Source organism: Streptomyces sp. GLSS-08 (assembly GCF_056387915.1).
This window is the reverse complement of the sequence record NZ_JBWJAQ010000019.1, coordinates 1-21,405: the sequence shown is the minus strand read 5'-3', so window position 1 is coordinate 21,405 and position 21,405 is coordinate 1. Positions and strand designations below refer to the sequence as shown.

Below are 21,405 nucleotides of genomic sequence, written 5' to 3'. Positions count from 1 at the left end.
TAACCCCCGCCACCGACAGCGCACGCCCGTCCGGTCCCGCCGCGCTACTCCGCGCTCTCCGCGATGACGGCCCGGCGCTGGAGTTCGCCCAGGACGGCGGACGGGCGGCCGGCGGGGCCGACGGCCTTGCCGATGTCCTGCTTGACGGAGGCGCTGACGCCGGCCCAGCTGGTCTCGCCGACCGGGTAGAGCTCGGCGGAGGGGAGTTCCTCCAGGAAGGGCGCGAGGTCCTTGTCGTCCGGGTCCTCGGCCATGACCGCGGACGCGGACGTGGTCACCGGCAGCAGATCGTACCGGCGGGAGAAGGCCAGCACGTTCTTCGTGCTGTAGACGTAGTCGAGGAACTCGCCGGCCTGCTCGCGGTGGCCGTTCTTCTTGAAGGCCATCATCCAGTCGGCGACGCCCATCGTGGTCCGGCTCCTGCCCTCGGCGCCGGGCATGGGCACCATGCCGAACTTGACGCCCTTCGCGGCGGCGGTCTTCATCAGCGTCGGGTGCCCGTTGAGCATGCCGACCTCGCCGCGGGCGAAGGCGGCGAAGGCGTCGGCGCGGTTGAGTTTCGCGGGCGCGGTCGGTCCGGTGAGCCCCTTGCCGACCAGCTCGTTCTTCAGCCAGTCGAACGTCCTGACGTTCTCCGCCGAGTCGAGGGAGTACGTGCCGACGTCCTGGGTGTAGCCGCCGCCCCCGCTCAGCAGCCACTGCATGGTCTCCGCCTGCGCCTCCTCGGGGCCGAGCGGCAGCGCGTAGGGGATCTCGACGCCCTTGGACTTGAGCACCCTGGCGTCGGCCGCGAGCGCGCTCCAGGTCTTCGGCGGGGTGAGGCCCGCCTCGGAGAACAGCGTCTTGTTGTAGAAGAGGAGCCGCGTGGAGGCGGCGAACGGCATGCCGTACTGCACCCGCCGCATCTCGCCCGCGTCGCTGAGCCGGGAGACGAAGTCGGCCTGGGTGGGTATGGAGAGCAGGTCGTCGGCCTCGTACAGCTCGCCCTCGGCCGCGTAGTCGGCGTACGCGCCGATCTGGGCGAGGTCGGGGGCCTTGCCGGCGTCGACCAGGTCCCTGACCTTGCGGTCGACGTCGTTCCAGGAGTAGACGTCCACCTCGACGTGGATGCCGGGGTGCTCGGCCTCGAAGCTCGCGGCCAGATCGTCCCAGTACTTCTTGGAGCTGTTGGCCGCGGAGTCCCCGTAGTCAGCTGCGACCAGTCGCAGGGTCACGTCGTCGGAGCCGCCCGAGCCGCCGCAGCCCGTGAGCGCCGCTGTCATGCCCAGTGCGGACACCACCGCGATCAGTCCTGTCCTACGCCGCTGCACCGCTCGTCCCCAACCCTGTTGTCTAGTCCTGTTGTCCCAAAGTTCGGATACAAGGTCTACACCACGTGAGTGGACTAGACCTCTCCTGGGGTAAGGGGCGACACTGTCCCCCGTGAGACATGTCATCGCCCTCGACGTGGGCGGCACCGGGATGAAGGCCGCCCTCGTGGGGACCGGCGGCGAGCTGCTCCACCAGGCCCGCCGGGCGACCGGCCGCGAGCGCGGCAGCGAGGCCGTCGTCGGGACGATCCTCGACTTCGCGGCCGAGCTGCTGGCGTACGGCGAGCGGCGGTTCGGCGAAGCCGCCGCGGCGGCCGGCGTCGCCGTCCCCGGCATCGTCGACTCCGCGCGCGGCGTCGCGGTCTACTCGGCCAACCTCGGCTGGCGCGACCTCCCGCTGCGCCGCCTGCTCGGCGAACGGCTGGCCGGGACACCGGTCGCCCTCGGCCACGACGTGCGCACCGGCGGACTCGCCGAGGGCCGGATCGGCGCGGGCCGGGGCGCCGACCGTTTCCTGTTCGTACCGCTCGGCACCGGTATCGCCGGCGCGATCGGCATCGACGGCACGGTGGAGGCGGGCGCGCACGGCTTCGCCGGGGAGATCGGCCACATCGTCGTACGGCCGGGGGGAACCCCGTGCCCGTGCGGACAGCGCGGCTGCCTGGAGCGCTACGCCTCCGCGGCGGCCGTCAGCGAGGCCTGGGCCCTCGCGTCCGGCGACCGGGACGCCGACGCGGCGGACTGCGCGCGGGCCGTTCAGGACGGGGACGAGCGGGCCGTACGCGTCTGGCGCGACGCCGTGGACGCGCTCGCCGACGGGCTCGTCACCGCGCTGACCCTGCTGGACCCGCGCACCCTGATCATCGGAGGCGGGCTCGCCGAGGCCGGGGACACCCTCTTCGCCCCGCTGCGCGCCGCCGTCGCGGAACGCGTCACCTTCCAGCAACTGCCGTCCCTCGTCCCTGCGGCTCTCGGCGACACGGCCGGATGTCTGGGCGCCGGACTGCTGGCCTGGGATCTACTCGAAACCGACATCACCGTCCGCTCGGAGGTAACCACCTGATGGCCCCTAGCAAGGTTCTCGCCGGCGCCCGGGTGGTCCTGCCCACCGGGATCGTGGACGGCGGCCATTTGGTCGTCGACGGCGCGCGGATCGCCGGCGGGGGTCCCCCCGGGACGGAGCCGACCGGCGTCCCCGGGGACGCGGAGCGGCTCGACCTCACGGGCCACTGGCTGGTCCCCGGCTTCGTCGACATGCACAACCACGGCGGCGGCGGCGCGTCCTTCACCTCGGGAACCGTCGAGGACGTCCTCAAGGGCGTCCACACCCACCGGCTGCACGGCACGACCACCCTCGTCGCCTCCACCGTCACCGGCGACATGCACGGCCTCGCCCAGCGCGCAGGACTGCTCTCCGAACTGGCCGAACAGGGCGACATCGCGGGCATCCACTTCGAGGGCCCCTTCATCTCCCCCTGCCGCAAGGGCGCCCACTCCGAGGAACTGCTGCGCGACCCCGACCCGGCCGAGGTCCGCAAGCTGCTCGACGCGGCGCGCGGCCGGGCCCGGATGGTCACGCTCGCCACCGAACTGCCGGGCGGCATCGACTCCGTACGGCTGCTGGCCGAGCACGGCGTGATCGCGGCCGTCGGCCACACCGACGCGACGTACGAGCAGACGCGGGAGGCCATCGACGCGGGTGCCACCGTGGCGACGCACCTGTTCAACGCGATGCCCGCGCTCGGGCACCGCTCCCCCGGGCCGATCGCCGCCCTCCTGGAGGACGAGCGGATCACCGTCGAGCTGATCAACGACGGCACCCATCTGCACCCGGCCGCCCTGGAACTGGCGTTCCGTCACGCGGGCGCCGGCCGGGTGGCGTTCATCACCGACGCGATGGACGCCGCCGGCTTCGGCGACGGCCGCTACATGCTCGGCCCGCTGGAGGTGGAGGTGGCGGACGGCGTAGCCCGCCTGGTGGAGGGCGGCTCGATCGCGGGCTCCACGCTCACGCTGGACCGCGCCTTCAAGCGGGCGGTCACCGTGGACCGGCTGCCCGTCGAGGACGTCGTCGCCGCCCTGTCCGCCAACCCCGCGAGGCTCCTAGGCGTGGCCGACAGGGTGGGCTCCCTGGAGGCGGGCAAGGACGCCGACCTGGTGGTGCTGAACTCGGAGTTCGAGGTCCGGGGCGTGCTGCGCCGGGGTGAATGGGTGGTTCGTCCCCGGCTGGGGTGAGCCCGGCCCGGTCGGGACCCAGGAGGCCGGCGCGGCCCGGGTGACCCCCGCGCCGTGGCAGGACCTAGCCCTTCCAGCCCTCGGCCAGCCACATCTGGTCGAGGAGGGCGTCGCACTGGTTGCCCTGCTCGCAGGAGATCTTGATGGTGTTGGTGCCCTTGTTGAGCTCGACGTAGTTGTAGGTCTTCGTCCAGCCCTTCTCGTAGTCCCCCGCCGGGGCCTCCGCCCAGTTCTTCAGGGCGAGCGGGGCGGTCAGGGGCTTGGCGTTGATCGACAGGGTGGCGGTGGCGTCCTTGCCGGGCACGCTGTAACCGGTGTAGACGGTGTACTTGCCGGACTTCGGGATGCCGTTCACGTTCCACGTGACGGCGGCACCGACCTGGTTGAAGTTCGCGACGTAGACACCGCCGGCCGCCTTCGCGCCCTTGACGTCGGACGCCGTGGTGGCGCCGTCGAGGCGGAGGGCCTTGGCGTCGATCGCGGGCAGGTCGTCCTCGGCCTCCGCGGGCCGGCCGGCCGGCTTGCTGGGCTCGGCGCTCTGCGAGGCCGTGGGGGCCGCGCCGCCGGCGTTGTCGCCCTTGTCGTCGTCCGAGTCACCGCCCAGCATCACGACACCGATACCGACGACGACCGCGGCGACCACGGCGATCGCGCCGATCAGCAGGCCCCTGGTGTTGGGACCCCGGCCCCGACCGCCCCCGCCGCCGCCGACCATGGGCGTCCGGCTCGTGGTGACAGTGCCGGGGGCGGTCTCGGGTGCTGCGTGCTGCGGGGCGGGCCGGCCGTACGCCTGCTGCTGCGGGACCTGCCGGCCGTACTGCGCGGTCGGCGCCTGCTGCCCGTACGCGGCCTGCTGGCCGTACGTGGTCTGCTGCTGCCCGTACTGCCGCTCGCCCACCGCGCGCACCCTGTTGACGGAGCCCGGATAGCCGTAGCCACCGCTCGGCGGCTGTGCGCCTGCGGCCTGGCCGTCGGCGTACAGGTAGCCGAACGGGTCGTCGTCCTCGGGTGTGCTCGCGCCGTTGTTGCCGGGCGTCATCCCTTGGTCTCCTCAGCGGGTGCGGTACGTGGGTGAATGGCGAGCCTACCCGCTCCGAGGGACCCGAACGGGTGACTCAGTTCTCATCGATCCACTGACCTGCGTGTTATCCCGCACGCCGATGCTGTTTGGGACGAGACCGTTTCTCTACGTACATCCGTTCGTCAGCGGATTTCAAGACCTCGTCCGCCGTCATGCCGCAGTGTGCCCATCCGATGCCGAAGCTGGCGCCCACCCGCACGGCCCGGCCGTCGACCCTGATGGGCGGAATGATCGCGTTCCGCAGCCGTACGGCGAGGTCCTGGGCGTCGGCCCGGCCGAGGCCGTCGGCGAGGACCACGAACTCGTCACCGCCGAGCCGGGCGACCGTGTCCCCGTCCCGTACGACGCTGGTCAGCCGGCGGGCGACCTCCACGAGCACCGCGTCGCCCGCGTTGTGCCCGAAGCGGTCGTTGATCGACTTGAAGCCGTCGAGGTCGCAGAAGAGCACGGCGAGGCCCTTGGTGCCGTCGTCGGTCTCACCTTCGGGCGCGATGGTGTGGACGTGGTGGTCGAAGCCGTCGTAGGGCCCCGGCTCCGGCCGGAAGTCGAATCCGTGGCCGTGCGCCTCCTGGTCGAAGGCGGCCGGGTGCTCCGGCGGGTACGCCCCGTACGCCGCGTCCAGCGAGGCGACCGCACCGGGCGGCAGGGACTGCGGGCGCTGGCAGAGACGGGAGCCCAGCCGGGAGCGCAGCTCGGCGGAGTTCGGCAGGCCGGTGAGCGAGTCGTGCGAGGCGCGGTGGGCGAGCTGGAGCTCGCGGCGCTTGCGCTCCTCGATGTCCTCGACGTGGGTGAGCAGGAAGCGCGGGCCGTCGGCGGCGTCCGCGACGACGGAGTTGCGCAGGCTGACCCACACGTAGGTGCCGTCGCGGCGGCCGAGGCGCAGCTCGGCCCGGCCGCCCTCGGCGGAGGTCCTGAGCAGCGTGCCGATGTCCTCGGGGTGGACGAGGTCGGAGAAGGAGTAGCGGCGCATCGCCGAGGCGGGCCGGCCGAGGAGCCGGCACAGGGCGTCGTTCGTGCGCAGGATCCGGCCGTGCTGGTCGCCGCCCATCTCGGCGATGGCCATGCCGGAGGGTGCGTACTCGAAGGCCTGGCGGAAGCTCTCCTCGCTGGCGCGCAGGGCCTGCTGCTCGCGCTCCAGGCGGACCAGGGCGCGCTGCATGTTGGCGCGCAGCCGGGCGTTGCTGATCGCGATCGCGGCCTGGAAGGCGTACATCTGGAGGGCCTCGCGGCCCCAGGCGCCGGGCCGGCGGCCGTTGCGCGGCCGGTCCACGGACAGGACGCCGATCAGTTCGCCGCAGCGGGAGCCGGGGATGCCGGGGGTGTACATCGGCGCGAAGAGGCGGTCGGAGGGGTGCCACTCGTCCTCGAAGCGGGGCGCCGGACCGTCCGTGTACCACTGCGGCACGTCGTCCTCGTCGAGGACCCAGCCCTCGGTGTGGGGTATGAACCGCAGGTCCCCCCAGGCCTCGCCCATGCTCAGCCGGCGGTCCCAGGAGGTGCGTGAGCCGACCCGGCCGGTGATGAGCGCCTCGGCGGCGGAGTTGCCCGCGAGCGCGGCCACCACGAGGTCGCCGTCCGGCTGGACCAGGTTGACGCAGGCCAGCTCGTAGCCGAGGCCGTTGACCACGCCGTCGGCGACGGTCTGCAGCGTGTCGGCCAGGCTGCGGGCGGTGTTCATGTCCGCCATCACCTGGTGCAGCTGCCGCAGGGTCGTAAGGCGGACGTACGGCTCCGACTCGGTCTCCATGCGCCCTCCCCCCGAGACCTCGCAGCAACTCCAGGGTGCTCTTCGGCGTGACTCGGCTTACTGCTCGGTAGCTTCAGCCATGGCTTCGTACATCGTTCCCGCCACTGAATCACAGCGCGCTGCCCACTCGGTACACAGGGTCAACAAAATATGGCTCCTGTGACTCAAGTCACAGCAGAACATGAGCAATTGAGTGGGGTTTCTGCATTTCCGCTGTGCGTTTACTGCGCGCATATCCGGGATCTGTGTACAGGCTGTGAGCATTTACGACCGGCGACGGCGGTGCGTCGTTCGCCCCGGTGCGCGCGGCGGGGTCGGCCGGTGGTCCTAGGACCCGGCTCGGCCCAGGGTCGGCCCCGGGTCCGATGCGGCGGGCCGGAGGCGGGGACTAGCGTTTTCCCGTGCTGAAGACTCCCGCTGCCGTAGCCATCGCGTCTCCCCCGTCCGCCGCGCCGCACGCCGACGGGCATGCTGATGGGGTGAGCAACGACGAGTTCCGCGCCGTCATGTCCCGGCTGGCCGCGGGCGTGGTCCTGGTGACGGCCCACGAGCCCGCGCTGGATCCGGACGGGCCCGGCGGCGAGGACGTCGGCATGACGGCGACCTCCTTCATGTCCGTCTCCCTGGACCCGCCGCTGGTGATGGTGGGCCTGCGGGAGGGCTCCCGCATGGACGACCTGCTCGCCGAGCAGCCGCACTGGGCGGTCTCCGTGCTCTCCGACAGCCAGCGTCAGATCGCGGGCCGCTTCGCCATGAAGGGGCGGATCAGCGACCGCCTGCTCTTCGAGGACCTCCCGTACCTCCGCGGCAAGGAGTCCGGAGCACCGCTGGTCGGCGGCGCCCTGGCGACCCTGGAGTGCCGCACGGAGCAACGGGTGACCGCGGGCGATCACACGCTGGTCATCGGCCGCGTCCTGACGGCGTCGGTCCCGAGCGCGGACGGCGACCCCCTGACGTACTTCAAGGGCCGGTACCGGCAGCTGGGTTAGGGCCGCGGGGCGCCGCGGGGCGTTGCGTTGCGCCCCGGGCCCGCCGGGCAAGCGGCCCCCGGCCGGATCCCGACCCGCACGGCGGTCCGTGTCCGCCAGTGCGTGGGCGTGGGCGTGGGCGTGACGAACACGGCTCAGGGCTCAGGGCTCACGGCCAGCGGCCAGCGGCCAACGGCCAACGGCCAACGGCCAACGGCCAACGGCCAACGGCTCATGACGTCACGGCGTCACGCATCGCGGCGTCACGCGTCACGCGTCACGGCGTCAGCGGGTGTGACGTGCGGCCCGACGCCTCGTCGATCTCGTCGTGCGCCTTGGTCAGCAGCTTCATCGCCAGTTCGTTGAGTGCTCTGGCGCCCGCCACCTCCTCGCCCACCCTCGGCTGGTCGGCGTCGGAGGGGTGGCGGCTGGAGTACCCGTGCGCCCGCACCTCGCTCCCGTCGGCGAGCCGTACCAGCGCGGCGGCGCGGGTGCGGTGGGAGTCCTCCTCGAATTCCAGCTCGACGTGCCATCCGACAGCGGTCTGCGCCATCACGATCACCTCCGGAATCCCTGCTTCCAGGATGAGCCCGGCAGCCCGCCCGCGCACGGCCTGCGCGCAGTGGGCCTGCGCGGGGCCGGCACCGCCCAGTGCTGTGACCGGAACGGTTCACAGCACTAAGGGTTGTCGAAGGCCGTCACGTCGAGACCGGCGAGCCGCTCCGGGTCCCGGAGGATGTCGATCGCGGCGATCCGCCCCTTCGTGACGGTGAACGCCAGCACGGCGACCGCGCGCCCCTCGGTGATCACGACGGCCCCCGCGACCCCGTTGACCAGGGCGGGCCGCGCGATGCGGGCGAGGCGGGCGAAACCGCTCGCCCCCGCGGCCACCGCCTTCGCACCGCTGCGCACGCCCGCCTCGGAGCGGGCGACCACGTCGGGGTCGAGCACGGCGACCAGCGCGTCGAGGTCCCCGTCGCGCGCGGCGGCGAGGAAGGCGTCGACGGCCGCGCGCTGCCGGCTCAGGTCGGCGTCGGGGACCGGTGCCCCGCCCCGGACCCGGCGCCGGGCACGGCTGGCGAGCTGCCGGGCCGCCGCCGGCGTACGGCCGACGAGGGGCGCGATCTCCTCGAAGGGCACCGCGAACAGGTCGTGCAGCACGAACGCGAGCCGCTCGGCGGGCGCCAGGTTCTCCAGGACCACGAGCAGGGCGAGGCCGACCGAGTCTGCGAGCAGCGCCTGCTGCTCGGGGTCGGCCCCGCCCACCGGGCTGAGCACCGGCTCCGGCATGCGCAGGCCGGGCTCCTCGGTGAGTTCCTCGGCGCGGCTCCTGCGCGCGCGCAGCATGTCGAGGCAGACCCGGCCCACGACGGTCGTCAGCCACCCGCCGAGGTTGTCGACCGCGGCGGCGTCGGTGCGGCTGAGCTTGAACCAGGTCTCCTGGACGGCGTCCTCCGCCTCGGTGAGCGAACCGAGCATGCGGTAGGCGACGGCGCGCAGACGTGCGCGGTGCGCCTGGAACCGCTCGGCGAGGAGGTCGCTCTCCCGGCCGGCGCTCCCCGCCGGAAAGCTCTCGGGAACTGCGCCCTCGCTCATCAGCCCCAGTCCCGCCCCGTACGGCCCCGCTTGGTGTCGGAGCGCTGCTTCTTCTCGCGCAGCCGGCGTTCGTTGATGCCTCGCGGGACACGGGTCGCCCGGCGGGGCCTGGGCGGGGGCGCGCTCGCCTCGGCGAGCAGCGAGGCGAGCCGTACGGCCGCGGTCTCGCGGTTGCGCCACTGCGACCGGTGCTCGGAGGCCCGCACACTGATGACCCCGTCGACGAGGCGCCCGGCCAGCCTGTCCAGGGCGCGCTCCTTCCACACCGGCGGCAGCGCCTCGGTCTTCGCGAGGTCGAACCGGAGCTCGACCTGGGAGTCGCTGGTGTTGACGTGCTGCCCACCGGGTCCGGAGGAGCGCGAGAAACGCCACATCAGCTCGGCCTCGGGAAGGGAGACGGAGCCGCGGACGACGTAGGGACCGGACATGGGGTCCATGGTCGCTTGCCCGTCCGGTCCGCGTCACCCGTTTTTCCGGAGCCGTACGCCCCTTCGGGTAAAGAAAGCAAAGACACCTGGAACCTCGGGTGCCCCCCTGGACGTTCATAGGGGTAGCTGTAGCTTCGTGCCCGTACGAAGCCCATGCGTACGGGCACCGAGCACGTACGTCACGAGGGAAGGGACTCCCAACAATGGCTGTAAGCCTGTCCAAGGGTGGCAACGTCTCGCTCACCAAGGAGGCTCCGGGCCTGACCGCCGTCACCGTGGGCCTCGGCTGGGACGTCCGCAGCACCACCGGCACCGACTTCGACCTCGACGCCTCGGCCATCGCGGTCAACCCGCAGGGCAAGGTCTACTCGGACGGCCACTTCGTCTTCTTCAACAACAAGCAGACCCCGGACCAGACCATCGTCCACACCGGTGACAACCGCACGGGTGAGGGCGCGGGCGACGACGAGGCGATCAACGTCAACCTGGCCGGCCTCCCGGCCGACGTCGAGAAGATCGTCTTCCCGGTCTCGATCTACGACGCCGAGACCCGCTCGCAGAACTTCGGCCAGGTCCGCAACGCCTACATCCGCATCGTGAACCAGGCCGGCGGCGCGGAGATCGCCCGTTACGACCTGTCCGAGGACGCGGCGACGGAGACGGCCATGGTCTTCGGCGAGCTCTACCGCAACGGCGCCGAGTGGAAGTTCCGCGCGGTCGGCCAGGGCTACGCGTCGGGCCTGGCCGGCATCGCCCAGGACTTCGGCGTGAGCGTCTGACCCGCCCGTGTGTGATCGCGGAAGCCCCCGGCCGTCCGGCCGGGGGCTTCCGCGTGCCCGGCCCGCCCGCGCATCCCCGCCGCGCCCGCCGCACGGCGGTAGTTTGCCCCCGTGATCCTCGAACCCCTTCGCCTCACACCCGACCGCGACCTCCCCGCCCCGCTCCTCACGGAACTGACCGCTCTCCACGCCTCCAACCGTGACTTCTACGCCCTGAGCGGGGACTTCCCGGACGCCGACGACATCCGCGTCGAGCAGGTCGCGCAGGCGCTCGCCGACGAGCTGGCCCACCCGGACGTGGAGGTGCTGCTCGCCCGCGGCGCCGGACGGCTCCTCGGCGTCGCGATCACCCTCGCGCACCACCCCGACCCGGCCGACCCCGATCCCTGGATCGGCCTGCTCCTGGTGGACGCCCGCGAACAGCGCCGAGGACACGGACGGCGGCTGGCCTCGCTCGTCGAGGAGCGCGTGCGCGCGTCGGGCCGCCGGGCCGTGCGCCTGGCCGTCCTCGACAACAACCCGCGGGCGCTCGCCTTCTGGACCGCCCTCGGCTACGAGGTGATCGACCACCGCAGGGACCTGCAACAGGGCCGCCCCTGCGCGGTGTTGCGCAAGGTTCTGGACCACTCCCCCGACCACGCCGGTGCGCCGCGGCCGCGCTGACACCACGTCCCGGAGGGCGCTCACGCGGTCCGGTGGCCGAGGGGCCCCGCCGTGCTCACGGGCGGCTCGGTCTGCCGTCCCCGTACAGCCAGTCCCGCCAGATCACGTCGAAGTCCCGGTCCGGCGCCTTCTTCTCGACGTAGGCCGTGAAGTCCGCGGTGGCGGCGTTGCCGTGCCGGTGGGCGGCGGCCCAGCCCCGGACGATGCCGCGGAAGGCGGTGTCGCCGACGCTCTCGCGGATCTTGTGGAGGACCATGGCGCCGCGCTCGTAGACCGGGCTGTCGGAGATGTGGGCGGCGCCGGACGGCCGCGCGGGCGGGAACGCCCAGACCGCCTCGCCGGCCGCGGGGTCGTCGTAGTAGTCGCCCCGGTAGAGGGCGTCGAAGGTCTCGTCGGCCGTGTCGCCGCCGTGCTCCTCCTCCCAGAGCCACTCCGCGTAGGTCGCGAACCCCTCGTTGAGCCACATGTCCCGCCAGGACCCGGGGGTGACCGAGTCGCCGAACCACTGGTGGGCCAGTTCGTGGACGAGGGTCCCGGTGTCGGGGGCGCCGGGGAAGACGGGGCGGGTCTGGGTCTCCAGCGCGTAGCCCACGCCGTCCGCGTCGTCGACGACCGCGCCCGCGGAGGAGAAGGGGTACGGGCCGAAGGCGTCCTCCTCCCAGGCGAGGATCTCCGGCAGCCGCGCCAGTACCTTCGCGCTGGCCTTCGCCTCGGCGGGGTCGACCGCGACGTACAGCGGCAGTCCGCTCTTCGTCGTCGACCGCCGGACGTCGTACCGGCCGATCGCGACCATGGCGAGATAGCTCGCCATCGGCTCCGCCGTGTGCCAGCGGAAGGTGCTGCGGCCCTTCCCGGACGTCTCGCTCCTCAGCTCGCCGTTGGAGACCGCCCGCAGCCCAGCCGGGACGGTGACCGCGATGTCGTACGACGCCTTGTCGCCGGGGTGGTGGCTGCCCGGGAACCAGGCCGCAGAACCGGTGGGCTCGCCGAGGGCCAGGGCACCGTCGGCCGTCCGCAGCCAGCCCTCCTCCGAACCGTCCGGGTCGGTGATCGTCTCCGGTGTGCCCGAGTAGCCGACCCGCACGTGGAACGTCTCGCCCCGGTGCAGGTCGTCGGGCGGGCGCACCGTCAGCTCCTGGCCGGTGCGGCTCCAGCGGGCGCCGCGCCCCTCGACGCCGACGCTCCCGACGTCCAGCCCCTTCAGGTCCAGGTTGAACGCACTGAGGTCCTGCGTCGCGCGCGCCGTGATCTCGGCCCTGCCGGTGAGCTCGCGGCTACCGGGGTCGTACGAGAGGGCCAGGCCGTAGTGCGTGACGTCGTAGCCGCCGTTGCCCGCCTTCGGGAAGTACGGGTCGCGGACGCCCGGCGCCCCGGGGGTGCCCTGGACACCGCCGCCGCACGCGGTCAGCAACAGGGCCGCGGCCAGGGCGAAGGGTACGCGGGCGGAAGATCGGGGCACGTCCGTGATCCTACGAGGGCGTGACACCATCACCTACGTGCTCGACATCGGCTACGCCCTCTCCAACCGCTTCCCCGACCCCCCGCAGACCGACTACCGCCGCGCGGACGTCCGCGCGCTGCGGCACGACCTGTTCTGCGGCGACGTCTACCTCGCCGACACCGAGGCGGACCGGGAGCTGTCCACAGCCTGGGGATGGGTGCCGGTGCTCGACTTCGCCTGGGCGCTGTGCGACATCGTGGAGCAGCTCGACCGGGACCCGCGCGGCAGCCGCGCCTCCCGCCCGCAGCACGCCGAGCTCGACTTCACCGAGTCCACGGACCGGATGCTCTTCGAGCGGCGCTTCGGCTGGGTGGACATCGAGGCGGACTGGATGCACGTCGAGGAGGCCCCGCTGACCTTCTCCCACGCCGAACTGCGCCGCGAGGCCCGTGACTTCCTGCACGACCTGCTCGCCGACCTCACCGACCTGCACGAGGGCCTGGCCGACAACCCGGCGGTCTGGACGCTCCAGGCGCGCTTCCCCCGGGTCGGCTGACACCGCGTACGCCCGTCCGCGACGGGACGCCCGGCCGCACCCGAGACCGCGTACGCCCTTCCCGGACGGTGACGGGGCACCCTGACCGCGCCCGCTCTCACTCCTGGCCGATGCCCGCCACCCTGAGCCCCAGCTCGGCCGCCAGCAGCGGTGCCAGGTCCATCAGCTGGGCCGGACTGACGACCGCGCCCGCCAGCCGGTCCACCCCGCGAGCGATGTCCAGCTCCGCCGCCCCCCGCAGATCGACGTCCTTCAAGGTCGCCGCGCTGAAGTCGGCCCCCTTCAGCACACAGCCGGCGAACTCCACGCGCTCCAGTGTGGCGCCGCCGAAGTCGGGCTCGACCAGGACGCACCCCTCGAAGACCACGTCCCGGAGCCGGGCCCGGCGCAGATTCAGGTAGTCGATCTTGCCGCCGCGCACCAGCACCCGCTCCAGCACCGAGCCGTGCAGCTGCACTCCGCCCATCCGGGCGTCGAGCACCTCGACGTCACGCAGCATCGCCTCGGCGAGATCCGTGCCCACCCCCCGCACGCCGGTGAGGACGGAGTCCAGCACGCGCACGTGCGCCAGCCGCGTCTCGTCCAGCGCGCACTCCGTCAGCGCGCAGTCCATGAAGCGGGCTCCCCCGCCGTCCTGCCCGGCGAAGTCCGTCTCCCGGAACTCCAGCCCGTCGTAGTCCCCGTCGCGCTCCAGCTCCCCGCCGGCGTACGCGTCGAGGGGCGGCAGGCGCACCTCGGGCCGCCGCGCCCCCCTGCCGCGCCCGCTCGCCCTGCCCGCCGCACCCGCCGCTCTCCGCACCATGCCCCCATGCTGCACCCCGCCACTGACAACGCCCGGGGCTCCCCGAGCACCTCTCGGTCTCCCCCTTGACCTCAAGCAGGCCTGAGGTTGAAGGCTGGGGTCTGCAAGGCGCGTTCGCGGCCACCGGCCCCCGGCACGGCCGCACGCGTCACTACCACGCTCCGAGGAGTCCGCCATGCTCGCCGTCCGCCTGCACGCCTTCGGTCCCGCCGAGAACCTCGTCCTCGAGAAGACCGAGGATCCCGAACCGGGCCCGGGCCAGGTCCGGATCACCGTGGCCGCAGCGGGCGTGCACCTCCTGGACACGGCCCTGCGGGAGGGCATGAGGGGGCCCGCGCCGCAGACTCCCGAGCTGCCCACCGTCCCCGGCCGCGAGGTCGCGGGCGTCGTGGAGTCCCTCGGGGAGGGCGTCCCGCGGGACCTGCTCGGCCGGCGGGTCGTCGCCCACCTCGGCTTCGCCCCCGGCGGCTATGCCGAACTCGCCGTCACCGACGCCGCCCGCCTGCACGAGATCCCGGCGGACCTGGACTTCGCCGAGGCGGTCGCCATGATCGGAACCGGCCGTACGGCGCTGGGCATCCTCCAGTTCGCCGACCTCGGGCCCGGCGCCGTGGCCGTGATCCCGGCGGCTGCGGGCGGCATCGGCACCCTCCTCGTGCAGTACGCGAAGAACGCGGGCGCCACCGTCGTCGGCCTGGCGGGCGGATCCGGGAAGGTGGCCCGGGTCCTGGCCAACGGCGCCGACCTGGCCGTGGACTACCGGGACCCGGACTGGCCGGAGCGGGTCCGCGCCGGCCTGGGGGACCGCACGGCCACCCTCGTCCTGGACGGGGTCGGCGGCGACGTCGCCCGGGCCGCCGTCGGCCTGCTGGGCCCGGGCGGCCGGCACCTCGTCTTCGGCTGGTCCGGCGAGGGCGTCAGGAACGGCGGTCCGTACCTCGTCGACGGGGTGTCGGAGCAGGTGCTCGGCCCGGTGATGCTGCGCAGGGCGGGCGGTCCCGATCCGCTGCGCACACTGGAGTCGCGCGCCCTCGCCGAGGCCGCCGCCGGGCGTCTGACCCCCGCGGTGCAGCGCTTCCCGCTCGCGGAGGCGGCCGCCGCCCACCGCGCCCTGGAGAACCGGGGCACCATCGGCAAGGTGGTGCTGGAACCCTGACCGGCCCCGGCCCGCCGGCGGCGGCGGGGTCAGTCCCGCGCGCCGAGCTTCGCGAGCGAGTCGTCCGTCAGCCGGTACACCGTCCACTCGTCCTGCGGCCGGGCGCCCAGCGACTCGTAGAACTCGACGGCCGGACGGTTCCAGTTCAGCACCGACCACTCCAGCCGCTCGTAGCCGCGCTCGACACAGATCCGCGCCAGCTCGGTGAGCAGCGCCCTGCCGTGGCCGCCGCGGCGCGCGGCGGGCCGCACGTACAGGTCCTCCAGGTAGATCCCGTGCACCCCGCGCCAGGTGGAGAAGTTCAGGAACCACAGCGCGAACCCGGCCGCCTCGCCCGCCTCCTCGGCGATGTGCGCGAACGCGGCGGGGCGCTCCCCGAACAGTGCCTCGTGCAGTTGCTGTTCGGTCGCCCGGACCTCGTGCACCGCCTTCTCGTACTCGGCCAGTTCAAGGATCATCGCGTGGATGACGGGGACGTCGGAGGGGGTCGCGGTACGGATCATGCGGGCAGGCTACGTCAGGCCCCGCCGGGCGGTCGCGCGGGCGCCGCGAAGGCGTCCGGACGGCCGCGGAGCTGCGAAAGAACACGAAATCCGAAGGAGACACCGGCGGTCCGCAGGGGTTAGCGTCCCGGCCATGAGCAGCAGGCCCGTGAGCAGCGCAAGCACCGCAGCCACCGTGAACGGCGGCATCTCGTTCTGGTACGCGCAGGACGGTCTCCCCGCCCCGCGCGAGCCGCTGCCCGGGGACGCGTCGGCCGACGTGGTGATCGTCGGCGGCGGCTACACGGGCCTGTGGACCGCGTACTACCTGAAGAAGGCGGCGCCCTTCCTGCGCATCACCGTCCTGGAGCAGAAGTTCTGCGGCTACGGCGCCTCGGGGCGCAACGGTGGCTGGCTCTACAACGGCATCGCGGGCCGCGACCGGTACGCGAAGCTCCACGGCCACGACGCGGCCGTACACCTCCAGCAGGCGATGAACGAGACCGTCGGCGAGGTCGTCCGGGTGGCCGCCGAGGAGGGCATCGACGCCGACATCCATCAGGGCGGCGTCCTCGAAGTGGCTTACACGCCCGCCCAGTTGGCCCGCCTGAAGGCCTTCCACGCGACCGAGCTGTCCTACGGCGAGAAGGACCGCGAGCTGTACGGCGCCCGGGAGACCGCCGGGCGCGTCCGGGTCGCGGACGCGGTCGGCTCCACCTGGACCCCGCACGGGGCCCGGCTGCACCCGGTGAAGCTGCTCAAGGGGCTGGCCGCCGCGGTCGAGGCGCTCGGCGTCGCCATCCACGAGCAGACACCGGTCACCGAGATCCGCCCCCAGCACGCGGTGACCCCGTACGGCACGGTCCGCGCGCCCTACGTCCTGCGCTGCACGGAGGGCTTCACCGCGTCCCTGAAGGGCCAGCGGCGGACCTGGCTCCCCATGAACTCCTCGATGATCGCGACCGAGCCGCTGACCGGCGCCCAGTGGGAGTCCATCGGCTGGGCGGGCCGCGAGACGCTCGGCGACATGGCGCACGCGTACATGTACGCCCAGCGCACCGCGGACGGCCGCATCGCCCTCGGCGGGCGCGGCGTCCCGTACCGCTTCGGCTCGCGCACCGACAACGACGGCCGGACCCAGCGGGCGACCGTCGAGGCCCTTCACGAGATCCTCGTCCGCTTCTTCCCGTCCCTCGCCGGGTTGCGGGTGGAGCACGCGTGGTCGGGGGTCCTCGGCGTCCCGCGCGACTGGTGCGCCACGGTCACCCTCGACCGCTCCACCGGCCTCGGCTGGGCGGGCGGCTACGTCGGCTCGGGCGTCGCCACCGCCAACCTCGCCGCCCGCACCCTGCGCGACCTCGTCCAGCACGACTCCGGCCAGGCGGGCCCCACCGCCCTCACCGCCCTGCCGTGGGTCGGCCACCGGGTCCGCAAGTGGGAGCCGGAGCCGTTCCGGTTCGTCGGCGTCCACGGCATGTACGCGACCTACCGGACGGCGGACCGTCGTGAACTGACCACGCACAGCGCCGAGTCGTCCCGGCTGGCGCGGCTGGCGGACCGGGTGGCAGGCCGGCACTGACGGCGCCTCACCCCCGGCAGGCACCGCCGACGACGCGGGGCACGATCAGGTGGTGCAGCGGCCGGATCGCCGTGAAGTACAGGCGTCCGGCGGGGCGGTGGAAGCGTACGGCGGTGGTGCAGACGCCCTCCGTGCCCTCGCCGGACGCCGTCGGGCGGACCGCGAAGGACGTCCGGAAGTCCAGGTGCTTGTCGTCGTCCCCGCACAGGACCTCGTCGTCGGTGACCGTCAGCAGCCGGAAGGGCCCCATCCGCAGGCCGGGTTCGATCCGGATGTCCGCCGGGGCGACGCGCCGCTGCGTCTGGAGACCGAAGGGTGCCATCACCTTGTCCCGCACCGTGATGAGCCGGTGCACCCACTCCGGGGTGCCGAGGAACACGGTGCGGGTGAAATCGACCGCGGTGGTGCCGGCCGGCAGGTCAACGGCGACCGCGTCCACGTGGTCGCAGCGGCCGAGACTGGCCCGTGCCCCGTCGAGCACGGGCGTGGCGTGCCTGCGTACGGTCCCTGTGGCCATGGCGGAGCCTCTTCCTGGAGTACGGTCCCGGTCGGGCGTCCGGAGTGCGGTCCCGGTCGCCATGGTCCTGCCTGTGCCGTCGTGCCCGCGTCAGGTGGGCACGGGCGCCCCGAGAACCGCGCTCGGCCGCAGCGCGGTCATCACGCTCCCGACCGTCAGGACCGGTCTGCCGTCGGCGGTGCCGGTGGCGCCCTCGAAGATCCACGTCCCGGCGAGCTCCCGGCTGATCCTCACCTCGTGGCGCAGTACGTCGCCTGGCAGCACCTCGCCGAGGACCTCGATGCCGGACATCCCGCCGAACAGGGCGACCTGCCCGGCCAGTTCCTCCGGGGACCGGTCCCAGGCGGCGAGCAGCGCCGCGCTCTGGCACCACGACTCGATGAGCAGCGCCGCCGGGTACCGGTAGCCGGACTCGGCGGTGTCGTCGGGAAGGTCCCGGTACCAGGGCTCGTTGCACGTCACCGCCTTCCGCGTGACGATGCGCCGGCCCGGCTCCACGGCGAGGACCCGGTCCACCAGCAGGGCGGGGAAGCGGTGCGGGATGAGCTGTTTCAGCGCCGCCACCCCGTGGGAGACACCCGGCGCCGAGTCCGCCCCGGACGGCGCGCCGTCCGGAGCGACGGGCAGGTCCCGCGGTCCCGCGTCGCGGTAGCGCAGCCGGAGCGTCGCGCTCTTGCCGCGCCCGGTCCGGCAGACGGCCCGCACGTCCCGCACGCCGTCCGTGCGGGTGACGGCCGCCTCGACCCGCAGGGTGTCCCCGGGCAGCACGGGGGACAGGAAGCGTACGGACCGTATGCCCGCGAGTTCGGGGCCGGCGCCGCCCGTGGTCTCGGCGTGCCGCAGCACCGCGTGGTGCACGGCGTCCAGGGCGAAGACGCCCGGCAGCAGGGGAAAGCCGGGGTAGTGGCCCGCGAAGACCGGCGCCGCGGGGTCCGCGGCGAACGTCATCTCGATGCCGTCGCCGTCCCGTCGCACGACGGACGACTTCGGCATCAGCTCGATCGAGTGCACTCGGTTCCTCTCCACGTGCTCTTACAGTGCGATCCGGGTGCGGACGACGAGGCCCTCCGGTCCGAGCACCGCCTTGACGTCCAGCAGCCGGCCGGAGTCGGAGTAGCTCAGCCTGACGCCCAGCGCCTGGAGCGCGGAGGCCCGCAGCTCGCCGTCCACGCCCAGGGAGCGCAGCTGGTGGCGGGCGGCCGCCCCGGCGTGGTGTCCGCCGCCCGCGACCATCAGCCGACGCATGCCCTGCGGGGCGGTGAGACCGCGCAGCCAGGTGACGAGCGGGCCGATGGCGGCCTGCTCGCGCAGGTAGACGTTGCGCGGGTGGTCCGTGCACGCCGCGTCCTCGGCGGCGGGGACGCGGCAGCGGTAGTAGGGCTCGCCGTTGTTCCAGGTGCCCTGCATGAGCCGGTTGCAGCGGCCGCAGCGCAGCAGCCCGCGCAGCGCGTACGGCTTCGGCTGTCCGGCGCCGCAGTCCCCGCTGGGCTTCCTGCGCTTCGCGAACATCGCGTGGACCTCCTCGAAGACGTCGGAGGGCACCAGCTGCCGCCCCGCGGCGTCGTCGGCGGCGCCGTCGTGGGCGTGGCGTCCCGCGTAGCGGGGATTGAGGAGGATGGCCCGCACGGTGCTCTTGGACCAGGCGGAGGCCGCTCGGGCCGCGTTCGGGCCGGCCGGACCGGGGCTCGGGACGCGGTCGGCGTTCAGCCCCTCGGCGATGCTCTGCAGACTCCGGCCGTCCAGGCACTCGTCGAAGATCCTGCGCACCACGGGCGCGGTGTGCTCGTCCGGGACGAGTTGCTGCCGTTGCCCGGCGCCGTCGAGGACGACGGCCGTGCGGAATCCGAAGGGCGGACGTCCGCGCCCACGGGAGAGTTTTCGCAGTGGATACGAGTTCGTCGGAATGGAATGGGATTCGGTCGGACTTTCTCGCCGGATATCCGCGCAGGGGCGGGCCGGTATATGAGACTTCATCAAGCTTCCCCGTTTTTTCTTACCGGCCCCTTCACTCCCGACGGCACCGCGGGGGGCCGCACGGCAGCACCCCGGAAAGGGTCGCGTGTGCGGTGGTCCCGCGCGGATGAAGTGAATGCCGTCTCGGCACGGCCGGACCGGGGCCGCCCCGTCGCGGCCGGGCCCGGCCCGAGTGACTGGGCCGTGTTCCCCCAGCGGGCCGCGTGCGGGGGATCCCGCGGTGCGTGCGCCGCTCGAACTGTTCTCAAGCTGCTCTCAAGCTATGCCCGAGGCCGGAAGTGGTACAACGCCCTGGCCGGAAGCTGACGGCCGGGCCGCACGGTTCCCCGCCGCGGTGACCGGAAGTGGCAGCTTGCTGAGCCCTCAGCCGTGCCCGGCCCGGCCCCGGTCCGCCCCGCGGCCGCTTCTCAGCAACCCCATGTCGGCGGCGCGGACACCTGCCTGGAAACGGGAGCTCGCCCCCAGTACCCGCATGATCTCGGCCACGTGGCGGCGATAGGTGCGCACGGAGATCGACAGCGCCCTGGCGGCGGCGTCGTCGGTGTACCCCTCGTACAGGCAGCGCAGGATGTCCTGCGGGACGCCCTGGCGCAGCTGGTCCTCGGCGAGCGGAACACCGCGGTCCCAGGCGTCGGTGAACAGCGCGTTGAGCGCGTCCACGACGGCGGGTGCGCGCACCAGCGCGATGTGCCGGGGCCCGTCGCCGTCCGTGCCCTCCGAGCGGGTCAGCACGTTCTCCGCGTCGATGATGATCGCGCCGGTGAGGGCGGCGTCGCCGAGTCTGACCTCGATGCCGGGCCTGCGCCGCTGGAGTTCGGCGAGCCGGCCGCGGTCCGCGGTGGCCTGCGAGTCCAGCACTCTGACCCGCACCCCGTCCGGCACCTCCCCGGCCAGCTGGGACAGCACATGGATCCGCAGCCGGGCCGCGGAGCGGTCCGAGGGCACCAGCACGTTCACACTGCTCTTCGCCTCGCCCAGCAGGCGTTGCAGGGCTCCGAGCGCCGCGCGGGCGCTCTCGGCGGTGACCAGCAGCGATCTGCTGCCCGGGGACGGACGCTGTCCCCGGGAGACGATCGACTCGATACGGTCCCGGATCTCGAGGAGCGCCTGCTCGGCGTCGCTCGAAATGTGCGAGAACTCTACCCCCGCACTGTCGAACAGTCCTGAATTCGTTAGAGTTTCCCCATTGGACATGCATCCCCCGTTACAACCCCGCACGATTCTTCGTCGGTGCGGGATCCTCCCCCGAAAAAGCTGGGCAAAAGCTTCCAGAATTCCCAACGAGGAGTCTACCTATACCCACTCCCACCGTCAACGAACAGTAGTTAGGTGAGAATTGAACGTTATTTCTCGCTGACGCGATGTCGATAGGGAGAGGTCAGCCCGCGGCGGCGGAATCGCCCGGTGTCCCGCCCTGCGCCCCTCGTTTGACCAGTCCCGCGACGACGGCGTGGTGAAAGGGCTCGATCGCCCGGAAGTACAGGCGGCCGGCCCGGCGGTGAAAGCGGACGACGGTCGTGCACACCGCCTCGGGACCGTGGGGGCCCTGCCGTACGGCGAATGAGCAGCGGAAACTCAGGTGCTTGTCGTTGTCGCCCGCCAGGACCTCGCCGTCGGTCACGCTCAGCAGCCGCATCGGACCGATCTTGGCGCCGACGGCGACGTCCGCGGGCGCGCCCCGTTCCCGCTGCTTGAGACCGAACGGCGCCACCGCCGCGTCCCGGACCACGAGCAGCGACCGCACCCAGCGCGGGGGTGAGCCCAGCATGCGCCGGGTGAAGTCGACCGCGGAGACGCCCGGTGCGACGTCGACCGCCACGCTGTCCACGTGGTCGTAGCCGCCCAGACTGGCCCGCGCGGCCTGAAGGACGGGTTCCACGTTCCTGCGTACCGCGACCCGCTGCATTCTCGTGCTCCGTTCCTCGGGCGTTGCGACTTCGGGTGTGGGTCGTTCGTCGACGGGCCGGGGTCAGTCCTTGATGTCGCAGATGGGGGCGCCGGAGGTGAGGGAGGCGCCGATTTCGGCGGTGAGGCTTTTGATGGTGCCGGAGCGGTGGGCGTTGAGGGGCTGTTCCATTTTCATGGCTTCGA

Annotated in this window: 23 protein-coding genes; 8 read left to right on the top strand and 15 right to left on the bottom strand. The window is 72.9% G+C overall.

From position 1 onward, the window contains the following. Positions 1 to 44 precede the first annotated feature (44 nt). The gene (locus AC0ZLC_RS27550; protein ID WP_476754667.1) at positions 45 to 1,310 is read right to left on the bottom strand and encodes an extracellular solute-binding protein; all 1,266 of its coding nucleotides are present in this window, start codon (positions 1,308 to 1,310) and stop codon (positions 45 to 47) included. Positions 1,311 to 1,422: 112 nt separating this feature from the next. On the opposite strand from AC0ZLC_RS27550, the gene AC0ZLC_RS27545 reads away from it, so the two are divergent. Both AC0ZLC_RS27545 and nagA read left to right on the top strand, forming a co-directional pair. Beyond that, positions 1,423 to 2,373, top strand: coding sequence for an ROK family protein (locus tag AC0ZLC_RS27545; RefSeq protein WP_476754666.1), 951 nt, complete (start codon positions 1,423 to 1,425; stop codon positions 2,371 to 2,373). Beyond that, on the top strand, positions 2,373 to 3,545 hold the full coding sequence (gene nagA / locus AC0ZLC_RS27540) for an N-acetylglucosamine-6-phosphate deacetylase (RefSeq protein ID WP_476754665.1): 1,173 nt from the start codon (positions 2,373 to 2,375) through the stop codon (positions 3,543 to 3,545). The genes AC0ZLC_RS27545 and nagA overlap by 1 nt, the downstream gene beginning before the upstream one ends. A 64-nt stretch (positions 3,546 to 3,609) precedes the next feature. Here the strand turns inward: nagA and AC0ZLC_RS27535 are convergent, their stop codons facing one another. Both AC0ZLC_RS27535 and cdgB read right to left on the bottom strand, forming a co-directional pair. Continuing rightward, positions 3,610 to 4,584: a carbohydrate-binding protein gene (locus tag AC0ZLC_RS27535; RefSeq protein ID WP_476754664.1), complete on the bottom strand. Its 975-nt coding sequence runs from the start codon at positions 4,582 to 4,584 to the stop codon at positions 3,610 to 3,612. 106 nt (positions 4,585 to 4,690) lie between these two features. Further along, the gene (gene cdgB / locus AC0ZLC_RS27530; protein ID WP_476754663.1) at positions 4,691 to 6,373 is read right to left on the bottom strand and encodes a diguanylate cyclase CdgB; all 1,683 of its coding nucleotides are present in this window, start codon (positions 6,371 to 6,373) and stop codon (positions 4,691 to 4,693) included. 401 nt (positions 6,374 to 6,774) lie between these two features. On the opposite strand from cdgB, the gene AC0ZLC_RS27525 reads away from it, so the two are divergent. Then, positions 6,775 to 7,362, top strand: a complete 588-nt coding sequence (locus tag AC0ZLC_RS27525; protein ID WP_476754662.1) for a flavin reductase family protein — start codon at positions 6,775 to 6,777, stop codon at positions 7,360 to 7,362. A 256-nt stretch (positions 7,363 to 7,618) separates the two neighbouring features. Here the strand turns inward: AC0ZLC_RS27525 and AC0ZLC_RS27520 are convergent, their stop codons facing one another. From AC0ZLC_RS27520 to arfB, 3 genes are all read right to left on the bottom strand, one after another. Further along, positions 7,619 to 7,894: a DUF1876 domain-containing protein gene (locus tag AC0ZLC_RS27520; protein WP_476754661.1), complete on the bottom strand. Its 276-nt coding sequence runs from the start codon at positions 7,892 to 7,894 to the stop codon at positions 7,619 to 7,621. Between the two features lie 125 nt (positions 7,895 to 8,019). Continuing rightward, positions 8,020 to 8,937: a sigma-70 family RNA polymerase sigma factor gene (locus AC0ZLC_RS27515; RefSeq protein ID WP_476754660.1), complete on the bottom strand. Its 918-nt coding sequence runs from the start codon at positions 8,935 to 8,937 to the stop codon at positions 8,020 to 8,022. Then, positions 8,937 to 9,374 carry an alternative ribosome rescue aminoacyl-tRNA hydrolase ArfB gene (arfB, locus tag AC0ZLC_RS27510; RefSeq protein WP_476754659.1) on the bottom strand — a complete coding sequence of 146 codons (438 nt, stop codon included), beginning with the start codon at positions 9,372 to 9,374 and terminating at the stop codon, positions 8,937 to 8,939. Before arfB ends, AC0ZLC_RS27515 begins: the two co-directional genes overlap by 1 nt. Before the next feature lie 194 nt (positions 9,375 to 9,568). Here arfB and AC0ZLC_RS27505 point away from each other — a divergent pair, with 194 nt between their 5' ends. Together AC0ZLC_RS27505 and AC0ZLC_RS27500 are read left to right on the top strand one after the other, a co-directional pair. Then, positions 9,569 to 10,144 (top strand): TerD family protein, encoded by a 576-nt coding sequence (locus AC0ZLC_RS27505; RefSeq protein WP_358855230.1) that lies wholly within the window; start codon positions 9,569 to 9,571, stop codon positions 10,142 to 10,144. Positions 10,145 to 10,255: 111 nt separating this feature from the next. Then, a complete protein-coding gene (locus AC0ZLC_RS27500) occupies positions 10,256 to 10,807 on the top strand; it encodes a GNAT family N-acetyltransferase (protein ID WP_476754658.1) in 552 nt (183 codons plus the stop codon). Positions 10,808 to 10,862: 55 nt separating this feature from the next. Here AC0ZLC_RS27500 and AC0ZLC_RS27495 read toward each other — a convergent pair whose 3' ends face one another. Then, positions 10,863 to 12,296 carry a M1 family metallopeptidase gene (locus AC0ZLC_RS27495; protein ID WP_476754657.1) on the bottom strand — a complete coding sequence of 478 codons (1,434 nt, stop codon included), beginning with the start codon at positions 12,294 to 12,296 and terminating at the stop codon, positions 10,863 to 10,865. A 7-nt stretch (positions 12,297 to 12,303) separates the two neighbouring features. On the opposite strand from AC0ZLC_RS27495, the gene AC0ZLC_RS27490 reads away from it, so the two are divergent. After that, the gene (locus AC0ZLC_RS27490) at positions 12,304 to 12,804 is read left to right on the top strand and encodes a hypothetical protein (RefSeq protein WP_476754744.1); all 501 of its coding nucleotides are present in this window, start codon (positions 12,304 to 12,306) and stop codon (positions 12,802 to 12,804) included. 97 nt (positions 12,805 to 12,901) lie between these two features. On the opposite strand, the gene AC0ZLC_RS27485 is transcribed toward AC0ZLC_RS27490, so the two are convergent. After that, complete coding sequence (locus tag AC0ZLC_RS27485; protein ID WP_476754656.1) at positions 12,902 to 13,606, bottom strand: pentapeptide repeat-containing protein; 705 nt, start codon at positions 13,604 to 13,606, stop codon at positions 12,902 to 12,904. 175 nt (positions 13,607 to 13,781) lie between these two features. Between AC0ZLC_RS27485 and AC0ZLC_RS27480 the strand changes: the two genes are divergently transcribed. Beyond that, positions 13,782 to 14,762 carry a zinc-binding dehydrogenase gene (locus tag AC0ZLC_RS27480; protein WP_476754655.1) on the top strand — a complete coding sequence of 327 codons (981 nt, stop codon included), beginning with the start codon at positions 13,782 to 13,784 and terminating at the stop codon, positions 14,760 to 14,762. A gap of 29 nt (positions 14,763 to 14,791) precedes the next feature. Here AC0ZLC_RS27480 and AC0ZLC_RS27475 read toward each other — a convergent pair whose 3' ends face one another. Further along, positions 14,792 to 15,265, bottom strand: a complete 474-nt coding sequence (locus AC0ZLC_RS27475) for an N-acetyltransferase family protein (protein ID WP_476754654.1) — start codon at positions 15,263 to 15,265, stop codon at positions 14,792 to 14,794. Positions 15,266 to 15,398: 133 nt separating this feature from the next. Between AC0ZLC_RS27475 and AC0ZLC_RS27470 the strand changes: the two genes are divergently transcribed. Then, the gene (locus AC0ZLC_RS27470; RefSeq protein WP_476754653.1) at positions 15,399 to 16,823 is read left to right on the top strand and encodes an NAD(P)/FAD-dependent oxidoreductase; all 1,425 of its coding nucleotides are present in this window, start codon (positions 15,399 to 15,401) and stop codon (positions 16,821 to 16,823) included. A gap of 7 nt (positions 16,824 to 16,830) precedes the next feature. Here the strand turns inward: AC0ZLC_RS27470 and AC0ZLC_RS27465 are convergent, their stop codons facing one another. From AC0ZLC_RS27465 to AC0ZLC_RS27440, 6 genes are all read right to left on the bottom strand, one after another. Then, positions 16,831 to 17,340, bottom strand: coding sequence for a DUF2867 domain-containing protein (locus tag AC0ZLC_RS27465; RefSeq protein WP_476754652.1), 510 nt, complete (start codon positions 17,338 to 17,340; stop codon positions 16,831 to 16,833). Between the two features lie 90 nt (positions 17,341 to 17,430). Then, complete coding sequence (locus tag AC0ZLC_RS27460) at positions 17,431 to 18,366, bottom strand: 3-hydroxyacyl-ACP dehydratase FabZ family protein (RefSeq protein WP_476754651.1); 936 nt, start codon at positions 18,364 to 18,366, stop codon at positions 17,431 to 17,433. Positions 18,367 to 18,372: 6 nt separating this feature from the next. Beyond that, a complete protein-coding gene (locus tag AC0ZLC_RS27455; RefSeq protein ID WP_476754650.1) occupies positions 18,373 to 19,314 on the bottom strand; it encodes a recombinase family protein in 942 nt (313 codons plus the stop codon). 363 nt (positions 19,315 to 19,677) lie between these two features. Continuing rightward, positions 19,678 to 20,508: a helix-turn-helix transcriptional regulator gene (locus AC0ZLC_RS27450; protein WP_388788778.1), complete on the bottom strand. Its 831-nt coding sequence runs from the start codon at positions 20,506 to 20,508 to the stop codon at positions 19,678 to 19,680. Between the two features lie 184 nt (positions 20,509 to 20,692). Next, positions 20,693 to 21,220 carry a DUF2867 domain-containing protein gene (locus tag AC0ZLC_RS27445; protein WP_476754649.1) on the bottom strand — a complete coding sequence of 176 codons (528 nt, stop codon included), beginning with the start codon at positions 21,218 to 21,220 and terminating at the stop codon, positions 20,693 to 20,695. Between the two features lie 63 nt (positions 21,221 to 21,283). Beyond that, positions 21,284 to 21,405: acyl-CoA carboxylase biotin carboxyl carrier protein subunit (locus AC0ZLC_RS27440; protein WP_476754519.1), on the bottom strand; the 122-nt coding region annotated here is incomplete at its 5' end.